We start from the raw sequence: 13031 nt of genomic DNA, 5'->3' as shown, positions 1-13031 counted from the left end.
GTCATAATACAACATATGAAAAGCAGACTGAATTTCAAACACATGCTCGTGGTAATCATCTTGCCTTTTGTCTCACTATCGACCGTTGCCGGAACAGGCACCCCGACCTCCGGTCAGGACAAAGTCGAACAGCTTAAAACTGAAATAAAAAAAGACCCCAAAAACACCAAGCTCGTCGTGCAGTTGGCGCAGGAGTTTTACAACCAAAAGGACTACGAAAAGGTAACCCTTTTGCTGTGGAAACAGATCGATAAAATCGATCGCCCTGCCATTTTATTACTGGCGCGCGCTCATGAAGCGCGCAATGAAACAGGCGACATGATTCGTGCGCTTAATAATCTAATAGGGAAAAACGACAAAGATTTCGAAGCGTACTCTCTGCTTGGAAACGCCTACGTATTACAAAAAAAACCCAAAGAAGCTCTTGAAAGCTATAAGTCAGCGATTGAGGCAAATCCAAAGTATGAACCGCCTTACAATGCTTTGATGAAGATGTACGAAACGCGTCAGCCGCCAAACTATTATGAAATGCGCATTTTAGCTCAGGATATGATCGACAATATTGGCAAGCGTCCCGAATATTTGGAAAAGCTTTGTGAGGTCAACACGAATGACGGAACTTTCGAAGCGGGTGTGACGACTTGTCGCGAAGTTATTCAAAAAGATCCGAAGCGTGCTAGTGCATATGTCAATTTAGGTCTCAGCATGAAGGGTATGGGAGACGACGATAAAGCGAAAGCCACTCTTAAGAAAGCCGCTGACGATTTTCCCAAATCAGAATTCGCCCAGTACACTTACGGAAACCTTCTAGAAGAGGATAAAAGCTCCATAGAGGCGATGAGATACTTCAAGACAGGCACCGAGGCTGACCCGAAGTCTGCGCGCTCCTGGCTGGGTTTAGCGACGTCATCCTTTGATAATAAGAAATACGATGTTTCTTTAATCGCCTATAAGAACGCCTGTAAGTTTGATAAGAAAAATGCTGTAGCCTTCAGAAAAGCGACGACAATCTTAAGAAATTCTCGAGTCACTGAATGGGTTGGGAAATTTGAAAGTGCGTCTGAAAATTGTACTTTTTAAAGATCAAACCGTATCAGTCCAAATAAAAAAGGCTCCTTTTGGGGAGCCTTTTTATTTCTCTGATCTAGTTCTCAGTGACGATCTCGCCAATTAGATCATATTCCATGGAATCAGTTACGTGGACTTTTACCATGTCGCCAACTTTGGCTTCACCGTCGTTAATCAAAACAACACCGTCGATGTCCGGAGCTTGGCCCCAGAAACGCCCCTGCAATAACAAGTCAGTTTCTTCAGAGAAACCTTCGACGATGACATCGATAGTTTTACCGACGAAATCACGATGTTTATTGCGAGAAATGTTTTGTTGAACTTCCATCAATGCATCATGACGATAATCTTTAGTTTCATCGTCAATTTGGTTATCCATACGACCACCCGGAGTATTTTCTTCAGGAGAGTATTTGAAACAACCCACACGGTCGAACTGTTGTTCAGCTACAAAGTTCAATAGCTCTTCAAATTGCTCCTCAGTTTCACCTGGGAAACCCACGATGAATTGCGTACGAATCACTGCTTCTGGCAAATGCTCGCGGATATTCATCAAAGCCGTTTCGATTTCATCACGAGTCATTTTGCGGTTCATGCTTTTCAAAACCGCATCGTTTACGTGCTGAAGTGGCATATCAAAGTAACGAACAATTTTTTTGCTGTTCTTAATCACTTGAACCATTTCTTGCGTGATGCCATCTGGATACAAATACATCAAGCGGATCCACTGTAAACCTTCGACGTGCTCAAGCGCTTTCAATAGCTCCACAGGGCTTTCTTTGCGAGTTGGATCCTTACGACGGATATCCCAGCCATAGTCAGTAAAGTCATGACTGATAATGATAAGTTCTTTAACTCCACCAGCAACCAGCAATTTAGCTTCGGCCACGATGGCGTCGATAGAACGAGACTGCAAGTTACCGCGGATCAAAGGGATCGCGCAGAAAGCACAACGCTTCATGCAACCTTCAGAGATTTTCAAATACGCTCGGTGACCTGGTTGAGAGTTCACACGTGGAGTTGCTTCCTCTTGCAAATATGTTGGCAAGTTAAAGAAGGTTTTTTTCTTTTCTCCAGCATCAGAATTTTTCAAGATCTTAGCAATGTTTTGGAACTCACCAGAACCGACAAACAAGTCAGCTTCCGGCAACCCTTCAACAAGGTCGTCTTTATAGCGCTGAGTAAGGCAACCAGCGACCACTACTTTTTTAACTTTACCTTGTTGTTTAAGATCGCTCATATCCAAGATACGTTGGATAGATTCTTTTTTAGAATCTTCGATAAAACCGCATGTGTTCACGATAACTGTGTCGGCTTCGTCCGCCTCGCCCACAACCTGGAAACCATCCTTCATAAGCGTACCGGCCATAATCTCAGAATCGACAAGATTCTTAGGGCAGCCTAGGCTGATAAAGTGTACTTTATTGTTTTGAGTTGTTTCTTGTTTCATAGGTTTGTTACCTGCGCATCTTTAGGGATTTCGTACTTAAATAGATTCTTTTTAATGCTGTCTTTTAATTTCACGTCAGAGAATTTCATCGTCACAAAGTTCGGAATTTCATCTGTGTACGAGATTTCTTTGATCTCTTGTTTTTTCATATCAAGAACCATTTGAATGTTCTTAACTGGAAGATCGTCCTTCGAAGCAACCGACAGGGTCACAATGTCGCCATCTTTTTTTTCGTTAGTAACCTTGAAGGTTTTTTGAATGTCTCCACCCAACAAAGTCGCTGCTAACATCAAAGCACGAGTTTTCTTGTCTGGTTTACCTTTAGCAACTTGTGCAGGTCCGCCAAATTCTTTCGGTGGATATTGAACGTTCCAAAGCGTTGTACCGTCAAACAAAAGCAAAGCTTCATCAGGGGTTTTAGTGTCGATACGGAATTTTTCATTGGCGATTGCAACAGTGCCTGTGAATTTATCAAGTTTTCCGGTTAGATCACTCTTAACAGTTTTTTCGATGTTCATCTCAACGACTTTAGCTGCACGATATTTCTGTGAAACTTTTTTGAGATTGGCGTTGATTTTGTCGGCTGCAAATACGTTTGCTGAAAGTCCAAGCGATAAAATTAAGGCACTGATTTGTTTAAACATTCGGGCGTTATAACAGATTGAGTCAGTCCCTGCAAGTAAGCGTCCTATGGGCAAGGGCCCAGGTTTCAAAATGAGGGGGACTTCCAAGAGCTTTAAACGCCGCAAGCGCTGTGGAGCCCGTGGTAACGATATCATCCGCAAAGATCCAAAGTGCTTCTGACCAATAATCAGACACCAATGAAGAATTTTCATCGAGTTCTAACTCAACCTCAACCCGCTTTTCCCGTCCCGCTCCCCTTTGGTTCTGGGCCTTTATCTTTCTAAGACAAGGATAGACCTCTCCCCCAACGGCAGTGGCCAAAGCTTCGGCCCACTGATACGCGTGATCCTTTGAACGGGATTTTGATGGTGCTGGGATAATGATGATTCTTCGTAAGGGAAGTCCGTCGTGAATACGGCGTCGTAAAAAATGATCTGCCCAATAAGCCCAATCAGCCCGAGGGTGTGAGCCCTTGAGTCCTACCAGCTGCACTGACAAAAGATCACTGACTCCAGGATTCCATCTAAATAAGGCATGGGCTTCAAAGATTGCTAGCGTACGAGTGACGAGTTTTGTCTCTAGATATTGAAGAATTCTCCCTCTGCAAGGCTCACATAGAAGTCCGGTAGACTTAAAAAATGATCCGCAATGCAAACAGGGATGAATATAGCGACGAATAAGATCTGATATGCTTTCCATGGGGCGTTCACAGAGCAATTACATCACCAACTGGCAGCCTTTCATTTGACAAGGATTCCTCACCATCCTAGAACCGAAAATGGGTGGGGAATTATATGAAAAGTTCAGCAATTATATTTACGGCCTTAAGCTTCATTGCGATAAATGCGTTTGCCGGTTTATCTGCACAACGCCTGTCCCATGAGACTTACCATCAAGCAAAAACGCGCAGTCACGGTGCCGTACTTTTCTCTGAACAGAATGCCACAGAACTTACTGGATCTGGGCCGGAATCACTGGCCCGCCCGTTGAGTCAGCTTAAACTTGCCGATATTCCTGCAGTTGAAAGTTATGAGCTGCTTGTTTCCCAATTTAAATTTATCCGCGATTCCTATTTTCTGAAAGATGGTATGAGCCAACGTCGTCTTACTTGGTTATACCCTGATGACGGCTGTTATGCTCGCGCGGAACTCGCCGCTGAAAATCTGATCCTAAAAAATGCAGTGACCCCTAAAAAGGTTTTTGCTTTTGGCGAACTTCACGCCTCGACTAATAATGCCCCGAATGGTTGGGTTGAGTGGTGGTACCATGTGGCTGTCACCTACCGCGTAGGTAACACGGCGTACGTTTTGGATCCTGCCTTGAATCCCCATGAACCGATGACATTGAACAGCTGGAATAAGGCCATTGGCGGAGACTCCACAGGAATTAAATTTGCGATCTGCTCTAAAGATGCTTTCGATCCAGATAGTACATGCGTAAAGCCCCCTAAAATCGACGAAGATATGGCTGAACAAGAACAACGCGCGTTCCTTCCGGAAGAATGGAACAGACTCCTTGATTTAGGCCGAAACCCAGAAAAAGAACTCGGCAACCAACCCCCCTGGCTTTAGGTAACAGTTCCCTTTTTTAGGATTGAATAATTCTAAAATAAAACTGTACCAATCGCCGGCGTGAACAAATCCTAAAAAAGGGAACTGTTACCCGTTGTGATATGGGATCTTTTTTATGATGGTGAAGGCTCTATAGATTTGCTCCATGCTCATTGCTTGGGCCATCAAGTGATTCATCACCATGGGTGACAGAGCGACCTTTAAATCAGCGCGTTTGCGTACATCTTCATTTACACCAAACGCGCCGCCAATAATAAAAATGGCGCGCTTTTTAGAGCTTCCCAAGATGTTTTCTATTTTTTTTGAAAATTGGATCGAATCAAACACTGATCCACGTTCGTCGAACAAAACAACGTAATCATCAGAGTTTATATTTTTAAGAATGAGTTCAGACTCTTCGTTGCGTTTAAAGTCAGCGTCTTCACGAGCTGACTTTTTGGCTTTCAAAGTTTGAATATCGAAGGGAATAAAGAAGGAGATCTTCTTTTTGTACAACTCGCTCACCTCGTCGGCCCAGGCTTCCTTGGCTGTCGCGAGGTTGTACAATACGAATTTCATTACTGCTGTTTTCCAACGTAAGGATCTTTAAGAGGCAATACAGTGCCTTGTCTCCACAAGTTTTCTAGACCGTACTCAAGGCGTACAAAGTCATAGAACACGTGAATGATCAAAGTACCGTAATCAACTAGAACCCAACGACCTTCATCAACACCCTCAACGGATTGTGGATGAACGTTGAATTCTTCTTTCACTGCAATCACGATATTTTCTGCCATAGCAGTTGCGTGACGAGTAGAAGTACCAGAAGCAATCAAAGCGTACTCACTTGGAGCTGTGATCTTAGTTAGATCGTAACCAAGAACATTGATTCCCTTGTTCGCGAACAGAACATTCGCGCAGAATTCAGTGAACTTAGTGTAGTCACCGATACGGTCACCAAGGTTTCTGTAAAGCTTGTGCTCTTTAATGTAAGTTTCAACAGCAAGTGGCAAGTACTGCTCGACAGGTTTACCCGAACGAAGCCATTTACGAACTTCGCTGGAAGAAACTTCGATATCACGCAAAGTGATGAACTGAATACTACGCCCAGTTGTCAGCTCGATAAAGTTGAAATCGAAATCCGCAACTAAAGGTTTCAAGTAACCAGGCATCTCATCCATAGATTCTGGCATGTCGTAACCAGGACGAGTTGTCACAACTAGGTTCGTCTCTGCCAAAATTTTGGAATAGTCTTTCCATTGAGAAAGCTCTTCGAATTTATCTGCGCCCACGATCAAGAACAAATCAGAAGCCTCGTATGTCTTACGAAGGTTCATGACCGTGTCGATCGTATAGCTCATACCACCACGCTTAAGCTCTTGGTCGTCGACGAAATAAGTTTCGCCGTATTGCGCGAATGCTTTTTGCGTAAGTTCCAAACGTTGTTCAGACGTAGGTCCCTCAACTGGAGTTTTTAGAGGGTTTTGTGCTGCTGGAATCACGTGGACTTTGTTCAAGCCCATTTTTTTCGCCACTGTTTGAATGGCGTTGATGTGACCCATGTGTGGAGGATTAAAGCTTCCGCCAAAGATACCAATTTTCATTATTCTTCATCCTTCAAAATCTGGCGACCCAACTCTGTAACAAGTTCTGTGATGTTTTTCCCCGTGACTGCAGAAATAGCCAAGGGACTAGAGCCTGTCGCTTTTTTGAATTTCAATTTTAGTTTTTCAAGTTGATCTGTGCTGAGAGTATCAATTTTGTTGAGCACGACAAATTGAGGACGCGTCTGCAAAGGGAAGAAACCCTCTTTGTCCTGATTGCTCTCATCATACATTTTAAGTTCATAGTTAAGATCTTCAAAATCTTGAAGTGGATCACGGCCCGACAAACCCGATGCATCCACCAAGTGAATGAATACGCGTGTACGTTCAACGTGTTTCAAGAACTGAATACCAAGCCCCACACCTTCGTGCGCGCCCTTAACCAAACCGGGAATATCGGCAACCACGAATGAGCTATAGTCACCCGCTTTAACCACACCCAAGTTTGGCGTCAAAGTTGTAAAAGGATAGTCGGCGATTTTTGGTTTCGCTGCCGAGATACGAGAGATCAACGTCGATTTACCCGCATTTGGGAAGCCGATGATACCCACGTCAGCGATCAATTTAAGCTCAAGCTTAACTTCCAACTCTTCGTTGTCTTCACCAGGTTGCGCATGTGTTGGCGCTTGGTTAATGGAAGTTTTGAAAAACTCATTACCTTTACCACCACGTCCACCACGCAAAAGCACGTGCTCATCGATGCCAGTCATATCAACAACGATTTCACCCTCTAGGTTTCTAAGAATTGTACCTTGAGGCACAACTAGAACTAGGTTTTCACCGTCCGCACCATGTTTTTGACGGCCGAAACCCATCTCACCATTTTGAGCTGCGTATCTTTTGTTTTGTCTGATTTCGAACAGGGAGTTGATATGTCGCGAAGTCTTGATAATAACATCGCCGCCCTTGCCACCGTCACCGCCATCTGGTCCACCACGAGGAGCACCCGATTCTCTACGGAAACTAACGCAACCCGGACCGCCACGGCCAGAGGCTAATGTGATTCTAACTTCATCAATGAATTTCATAAGAGCACCAATACTTTGAGGAGAGATATACAACAAAAAAGGAGCCCAGAGAGGCTCCTTTTTATGTATTTGTAAAATCTCTTGGTGCTTATCGAAGCTGCGGATCTAGTCGGAACTAGACAGCTTTAGGATAAACACTAACTTTGAAGCGATCTTTTGCAAAACGCTCAAATTTAACAAGACCTTCGATTACAGAATAGATCGTGTGGTCACGACCGATTTTTACGTTGTTACCAACGTGGAATTTTGTGCCACGTTGACGAACGATAATTGTTCCAGAAAGAACTTTCTCGCCACCGAAACGTTTAACGCCTAAGCGTTTACTCTGTGAATCACGACCATTCTTTGTACTACCACCGGCCTTCTTACTTGCCATGACTAACCTCGCTTAAAATCTTTTAAATTACGCTTTTTTAGAAGCTTTTTTAGCTGTTTTTTTCTTAGCGGTTGCTTTTTTTGCAGTCTTTTTAACTGCTTTTTTAGCAACTTTCTTTTTCGCTACAGTTTTTTTAGCAGCTTTTTTAACTACTTCTTCGCCTTTACCTTTTGTAGATGCACGTTCTTTGCGAGCAGCAACGCGAGCTTCAGCAGCTTCAGTGCGTTTCGCAGCAACGTCTACTACATTTGGTGTAGCGTCAGCTTTTGTTGATTTACCATCAAGAGAAATTGCTTTCACGAAAAGTTCAGTGAACTCTTGTTTGTGAGTTGCGAATTTTCTGTAACCTTGACGACGTTTCTTTTTGAAAACGATTTCTTTTCTAGTCTTAGCTTGCTTAGTAACAACAACAGTTACTTTTGCACCTTTAACAAGAGGTTGACCAACATGAGTGGACTCACCACCAACCATCAAGATATCGTTGATATCAAACTCTGCACCTAGTTTTTGATCAAGTTTATCAACTTGAACAACATCACCAGCTTGAACTTTATATTGCTTACCACCAGTACGAATAATCGCGTACATTAGAACCTCCAGCTACCCGAATTAAGCCAGTCGTAAATGCCACTTCGCACTAGGCTTTGTCAACTATTACATGCTATTTTTTTCAGCTTTTCAGGAAGAAGAAGAGATTATCGATGTCGGTGACTCTTGGCAATAAAAAAGACAGCTTTTTTCAGAATCAAGCCGTTCCATAAAAGCCGCGTATAATCAGCAGCTTAATTATAAATTACGGTTTCAGGAGTTCCGCTCTTAGTGCGTCGCTTAAGCGGAGCTGAGGGTTATTCACCACGGCTTCGATGAGTTTGCGGTGAGTTTGGTAGGTGGTTTGTGCTCCAACACTGCTTGGGTTCTTTGCTGAAATAACCCGTAGTTCTTGCTTTTCACGGTTGAGAGCTTCGAAAATGGCCTCTGACTTGGAACTGCCGGTTTCTTTGCTGTAGCTTTTGATGAAATAGTCGGCGGCTTTGTCGTATCTTTCGGCGTTGGCGTTTATTTTTGCTGCCACCCAATAATCACGATCTGACTTTGCAAATTTTACATCATTGGCAACCACCTCAAAGGAGTCGGCGGCGGATCGGAAGCTCTGTTTTGCTTCGGCAGTTTTGCCACTGCTAAGGAGCTTCTCCCCCTGAAGACGCATGGTGTTTGAAAATGTTCGCGCTGATGACCCATTTGAAACCGACCCAGCAAGTCCCTGCCTCATTAACAAGTTCCGTTCCGTTTCGCTAAAACCGGCTGTCTTTAATATGTCGGCTTTGTTTTTCAAATCTGTGGCAGAGTAAGTTCCGTAGCCACGTCCTGTTTGAGCTGCTACCTCGTGAGCATCGATCAAGGCTTTCTTTTCTGCCGCAGTTAAAGCACGCCCCAAGGATTTCTCTGCTGCAGCTATTCTTTCCACATTCGAAAGCTTGGCTGCTTTTTCTAGGTCGGCCGCTGTTGCCACCGCCCGAGATGCTGACGCTGCCTTCTGAGCATCAAGCGATACACCGGCAATCTTTGCGATGTTTTGAAGTCTGGTTGCTTTTACTGCCCATGCGGTGGGACCAGCTGCTAATGTTCCAACATCTGCGATGGCTTCACAGACCATGGCTGCTGCTTGTTGAGAGTTGTAGCAATCTAGCTTTACTCCCACTTCCTTAAGTTTTGCTTTCGCCGCTTGCAGCAAGTTCAGTTGTGAATCTGGCAGGCGCTTTTGCCCCCAATCAAGGAACTCTTTTTCTTCGCTGCTGAAATTTGCTTTTTGCAAAAGAACTTTTCTATTTAAATTTAAGCTGAGCTCATCGGCTTTAAGTGTTTGTTGTTGCTTAAGCGTGGCCTTTATTCCGCCGCAACTTGTTTTTGCTAGAGCTGCGGCCGAAGGTTTAGCGACTTGCAAAAGTTTTGGAACGTTTTGGTTGTATTGATCAAACAGCTGACTTCTGCCGTTGGGATCATTATCGCAAGCCAAATTTGCAGCATGCTCAGCTTCAACATCCTCTGCAAATTTTCCGAGACTTTCTGCTCCGTCAGCAATGGCAGTGCCAACTCCAACAAAGGTGTCTTTTACGAAATTCCAACCGCCAATGACACAGCCTGAGGTATAGCTCCATGAATTTTCAAAAGCTCGGGAGACACCGCTCGCATCGGAACACTTTAAGGCTTTATCCTCAGGGTTTTCCCCATTTGCACGAATTTGTGAATACAAATCTTTACACTCTTTAGAGTTCTTAAGTTGTTCGCAGTAATTTTGTGAAAGGGCTTTAATTCCGTCATAAGGAGTATTTGAAACTGAGCTGCACATCTCCCCCCAAGTAAGGAGCGGAAGAAGTAAGAATGTCATCACGAGCACTATCAGTTTCATAGTACTCTGGTCGGACAATTAGAGTGTAAAATGAACGGCTTACAAAGAAAAACACCGACCTTTTTAAGGACGGTGCGTTTCAAAATTAGACGAAGAATATCTCGTATTGTTCTAAGTGGTAATTTGGTTCGATTTTGAATGCCACCGAACGACCGAGTTTCTTTTCAATATTTTCTAAACTTTCGCCCTCGACCTCATAAATCCAATCTGTCACGTCACCATGACAGTGGATAACAACGTTAGTCTTTTTATTGATGAGCATATCGGCATCACGCTCAAGCTCGCGGAAAATTTCGTTTGCCACTGTGGATTTACGTTTGATGTAACCCTTGCCGTCACAGTATGAACAAGGTTCACACAATGTCTTGATCAAGCTTGGACGAATGCGTTTACGAGTCATTTCAACTAAACCCAATTGAGACATTGAAACGATGTTCGTGCGCGCGCGGTCTTTACCCAAGTCTTCTGCCAAGGCCTCCATCACTTTTTCACGATGGGATTCTTTTTCCATATCGATAAAATCGATGATGATAATACCACCGCAATTACGAATACGAAGTTGATGTGCAGTTTCGCGAACGGCTTCCAAATTGGTTTTAAGAATCGTGTCTTCGAGGTCTTTTTTGCCAACGAATTTACCCGTATTAACGTCGATCACGACTAAAGCTTCTGCTTCGTCGATAACAATGTAACCGCCGGATTTCAACCAGATCTTTCTTTCCATGGACCGAGAGATTTCGATATCAATATCGTATAAATCGAAAAGAGGTTTTTTCTCTTCATAAAGCACGATGTTTTGTTTGTACTTAGGCATGAATTGGGAAACGAATTTCACAACTTTTTTATGAATCTCGATATCATCAACCCACACGCTAGTGACTTCTTCACTCATCATATCGCGAAGGGCACGAAGCTCTACATCCAGCTCTGTATGTAGGGCCCCGGGAGTTTTCTTTTTCTCGTAGTTTTTGAAAATTTCTTTACTCAAACGATCTAGGTATTCGATGTCGGCTTTCAGCATTTCTTCAGAGGCGCCATCACCCGCAGTGCGGACGATGACTCCACCTGATGGATTGATTTTTTGAACAAGCTGGCGAAGTCTTTCGCGTTCTGCCTCGTCTTCGATACGACGAGAAATTCCCAGATGGCGCACCGTTGGCAGAAACACTACGAATCGACCTGGCAATGACAAGTGCGTCGTTAATCGCGCACCCTTAGTTCCCAATGGATCTTTGGAAACTTGAACCAAAATACTTTGGCCTTCTTTCACTAAATCTTGGATTGGTGTTTTCACATGATGGGAATGAGGTTTATCGTCGTCACCCTCTTCAAGTGGCTCTTCTCGATCAACACTTGATAGGAAGTTATCATCGACGTCTTCGCGAATATCACCCACGTATAAGAAGGCTGCCTTCTCCAGACCAATGTCTACGAAAGCTGCCTGCATTCCCGGAAGCACGCGGATCACGGTTCCGCGATGAATGGACCCGACCAAAGTGGGTGAGGTTTTACGTTCGATTTTTAAATCAGATAAAATTCCGCCCTCGACATAGGCAACTCGTGTTTCTTGAGGTCTAACATTGATGAGAATTTCTGCGGACACGGGGTTCCTCCTGAGGCAACGTACGGGACAATCTCTCTTCAATAGTCCAGAAACAATCGTGAGAGCAATTAATATTTAAACATTAGAGCACAACTTACCGAAAAGATCACTGAATTAGACCATTTAGGGAGAATAGAATGGCAACGATTGATGAACTGTTTAAACTCATGGTTGAGCAAGGCGCTTCCGACTTGCACGTAACGAGCGGTGCCGCACCCTATCTGCGCCTGCACGGTAACATGGTTCCGTTGAATTACCGCGAACTTTCTAATCAAGACGTTCAAGGTCTGATCTTCGAAATACTGTCCGAGAAACAAAAAAAGGCCTTCGTTGAAAAGTGGGAGCTGGATTTTGCCTATACTCTTCCAGGTGTTGGGCGTTTCCGTTGCAACGTGTTCATGCAGCGTAAGGGCCTTGGCGCAGTTATGCGTATCATTCCTGAAAAAATTAAAACCGCGCAAGAACTTGGAGTTCCTCCAGCGGTATTAGATATGATTGATTGTGACCGTGGTTTGATTTTGGTTACGGGTCCCACGGGTTCTGGTAAATCCACAACTCTTGCGGCAATGATCCATCAAATCAATCTAACTCGTGAAGCTCACATTATCACGGTGGAAGATCCGATCGAGTTCGTGCATCCCAATATTAAATCATTGGTAAATCAACGTGAAGTTGGTAGCCATACTAAAACTTTCGCAAATGCACTAAAAGCTGCACTCCGTGAAGACCCGGATATCTTGCTGGTGGGTGAGTTGCGTGACTTGGAAACGATCGGTTTGGCGTTAACTGCTGCGGAAACAGGTCACATCGTGTTTGGTACTCTACATACCAACAGTGCTGCGAAAACTATTGACCGTATCATCGACGTGTTTCCTGCGGGACAACAAGCTCAGATCAGAACCATGCTTGCAGAATCTTTGCGCGGAGTTGTCGCGCAAACTCTGTTCTCGCGTGCGGATGGTCAAGGTCGTGTCGCTGCTTACGAAATCATGCGTAATACAAAAGCCATTTCGAATTTGATTCGTGAAGGTAAATTCCATCAGGTGGCATCTGCGATGCAAACAGGTTCAAGTCAAGGTATGATCTTGTTTGAGAAATACATCGAAGACTTGGTTCGCAAAGGAAAAGTGTCTGCTGCCGATGCTAAGACATTCCTGGGTCAATCCAGCGCCGACACTGCAATACAAACGATGGCTGGCGGAACAAAAGCAAAAACTGGCTAATATTTTCGGCATATACATTCATACACACAACGAGCCCTTGGCAAATCCAAGGGCTCTTCTTTTTTCATAGATTGCCCTTGAGTTTATTGTAAGGTACC

General features: G+C 44.0%; 12 protein-coding genes. 3 read left to right on the top strand and 9 right to left on the bottom strand.

Going from position 1 to position 13031, the window contains the following annotated elements; translation table 11 throughout:
• The first annotated feature begins 15 nt into the window (after positions 1-15).
• Positions 16-1080, top strand: a complete 1065-nt coding sequence (locus tag B9G69_RS08515) for a tetratricopeptide repeat protein (protein ID WP_088615953.1) — start codon at positions 16-18, stop codon at positions 1078-1080.
• A 64-nt stretch (positions 1081-1144) separates the two neighbouring features.
• Here B9G69_RS08515 and rimO read toward each other — a convergent pair whose 3' ends face one another.
• Together rimO and B9G69_RS08505 are read right to left on the bottom strand one after the other, a co-directional pair.
• Positions 1145-2518 carry a 30S ribosomal protein S12 methylthiotransferase RimO gene (gene rimO, locus B9G69_RS08510; RefSeq protein WP_088615954.1) on the bottom strand — a complete coding sequence of 458 codons (1374 nt, stop codon included), beginning with the start codon at positions 2516-2518 and terminating at the stop codon, positions 1145-1147.
• Positions 2515-3162: a LolA family protein gene (locus tag B9G69_RS08505; protein WP_088615955.1), complete on the bottom strand. Its 648-nt coding sequence runs from the start codon at positions 3160-3162 to the stop codon at positions 2515-2517. The genes rimO and B9G69_RS08505 overlap by 4 nt, the downstream gene beginning before the upstream one ends.
• Before the next feature lie 774 nt (positions 3163-3936).
• Between B9G69_RS08505 and B9G69_RS08500 the strand changes: the two genes are divergently transcribed.
• Positions 3937-4713, top strand: a complete 777-nt coding sequence (locus tag B9G69_RS08500) for a protein-glutamine glutaminase family protein (protein ID WP_088615957.1) — start codon at positions 3937-3939, stop codon at positions 4711-4713.
• 87 nt (positions 4714-4800) lie between these two features.
• Here B9G69_RS08500 and B9G69_RS08495 read toward each other — a convergent pair whose 3' ends face one another.
• The 7 genes from B9G69_RS08495 to B9G69_RS08465 all read right to left on the bottom strand — a co-directional run bounded on the left by B9G69_RS08495 (position 4801) and on the right by B9G69_RS08465 (position 11710).
• The gene (locus B9G69_RS08495; protein WP_088615958.1) at positions 4801-5271 is read right to left on the bottom strand and encodes a 23S rRNA (pseudouridine(1915)-N(3))-methyltransferase RlmH; all 471 of its coding nucleotides are present in this window, start codon (positions 5269-5271) and stop codon (positions 4801-4803) included.
• Entirely contained in the window at positions 5271-6296 is a 1026-nt protein-coding gene (gene nadD / locus B9G69_RS08490; protein ID WP_088615959.1) for a nicotinate (nicotinamide) nucleotide adenylyltransferase, read from the bottom strand. Before nadD ends, B9G69_RS08495 begins: the two co-directional genes overlap by 1 nt.
• On the bottom strand, positions 6296-7324 hold the full coding sequence (gene obgE, locus B9G69_RS08485) for a GTPase ObgE (protein ID WP_088617217.1): 1029 nt from the start codon (positions 7322-7324) through the stop codon (positions 6296-6298). Before obgE ends, nadD begins: the two co-directional genes overlap by 1 nt.
• Positions 7325-7439: 115 nt before the next feature.
• Positions 7440-7700, bottom strand: coding sequence for a 50S ribosomal protein L27 (gene rpmA, locus B9G69_RS08480; RefSeq protein WP_088615960.1), 261 nt, complete (start codon positions 7698-7700; stop codon positions 7440-7442).
• Positions 7701-7727: 27 nt separating this feature from the next.
• Positions 7728-8288: a 50S ribosomal protein L21 gene (gene rplU, locus B9G69_RS08475; protein ID WP_088615961.1), complete on the bottom strand. Its 561-nt coding sequence runs from the start codon at positions 8286-8288 to the stop codon at positions 7728-7730.
• A 205-nt stretch (positions 8289-8493) separates the two neighbouring features.
• Positions 8494-10107: a hypothetical protein gene (locus B9G69_RS08470; protein ID WP_217897705.1), complete on the bottom strand. Its 1614-nt coding sequence runs from the start codon at positions 10105-10107 to the stop codon at positions 8494-8496.
• Between the two features lie 85 nt (positions 10108-10192).
• Positions 10193-11710: an Rne/Rng family ribonuclease gene (locus B9G69_RS08465; protein WP_088615963.1), complete on the bottom strand. Its 1518-nt coding sequence runs from the start codon at positions 11708-11710 to the stop codon at positions 10193-10195.
• 137 nt (positions 11711-11847) lie between these two features.
• On the opposite strand from B9G69_RS08465, the gene B9G69_RS08460 reads away from it, so the two are divergent.
• On the top strand, positions 11848-12933 hold the full coding sequence (locus B9G69_RS08460; protein ID WP_141096937.1) for a type IV pilus twitching motility protein PilT: 1086 nt from the start codon (positions 11848-11850) through the stop codon (positions 12931-12933).
• Positions 12934-13031: the final 98 nt, after the last annotated feature.

Source organism: Bdellovibrio sp. SKB1291214 (assembly GCF_002209355.2).
Classification (GTDB): domain Bacteria; phylum Bdellovibrionota; class Bdellovibrionia; order Bdellovibrionales; family Bdellovibrionaceae; genus Bdellovibrio.
This window is presented reverse-complemented; position numbering and strand designations above follow the sequence as displayed.

Excerpts from the sequence above, each read along its gene's own strand:
- B9G69_RS08500 (WP_088615957.1), top strand. The coding sequence starts at position 3,937 with ATGAAAAGTTCAGCAATTATATTTACGGCCTTAAGCTTCATTGCGATA.
- B9G69_RS08515 (WP_088615953.1), top strand. The coding sequence starts at position 16 with ATGAAAAGCAGACTGAATTTCAAACACATGCTCGTGGTAATCATCTTG.
- nadD (WP_088615959.1), bottom strand. The coding sequence starts at position 6,296 with ATGAAAATTGGTATCTTTGGCGGAAGCTTTAATCCTCCACACATGGGT.
- B9G69_RS08505 (WP_088615955.1), bottom strand. The coding sequence starts at position 3,162 with ATGTTTAAACAAATCAGTGCCTTAATTTTATCGCTTGGACTTTCAGCA.
- rplU (WP_088615961.1), bottom strand. The coding sequence starts at position 8,288 with ATGTACGCGATTATTCGTACTGGTGGTAAGCAATATAAAGTTCAAGCT.
- obgE (WP_088617217.1), bottom strand. The coding sequence starts at position 7,324 with ATGAAATTCATTGATGAAGTTAGAATCACATTAGCCTCTGGCCGTGGC.
- B9G69_RS08460 (WP_141096937.1), top strand. The coding sequence starts at position 11,848 with ATGGCAACGATTGATGAACTGTTTAAACTCATGGTTGAGCAAGGCGCT.
- rimO (WP_088615954.1), bottom strand. The coding sequence starts at position 2,518 with ATGAAACAAGAAACAACTCAAAACAATAAAGTACACTTTATCAGCCTA.
- rpmA (WP_088615960.1), bottom strand. The coding sequence starts at position 7,700 with ATGGCAAGTAAGAAGGCCGGTGGTAGTACAAAGAATGGTCGTGATTCA.
- B9G69_RS08470 (WP_217897705.1), bottom strand. The coding sequence starts at position 10,107 with ATGAAACTGATAGTGCTCGTGATGACATTCTTACTTCTTCCGCTCCTT.
- B9G69_RS08495 (WP_088615958.1), bottom strand. The coding sequence starts at position 5,271 with ATGAAATTCGTATTGTACAACCTCGCGACAGCCAAGGAAGCCTGGGCC.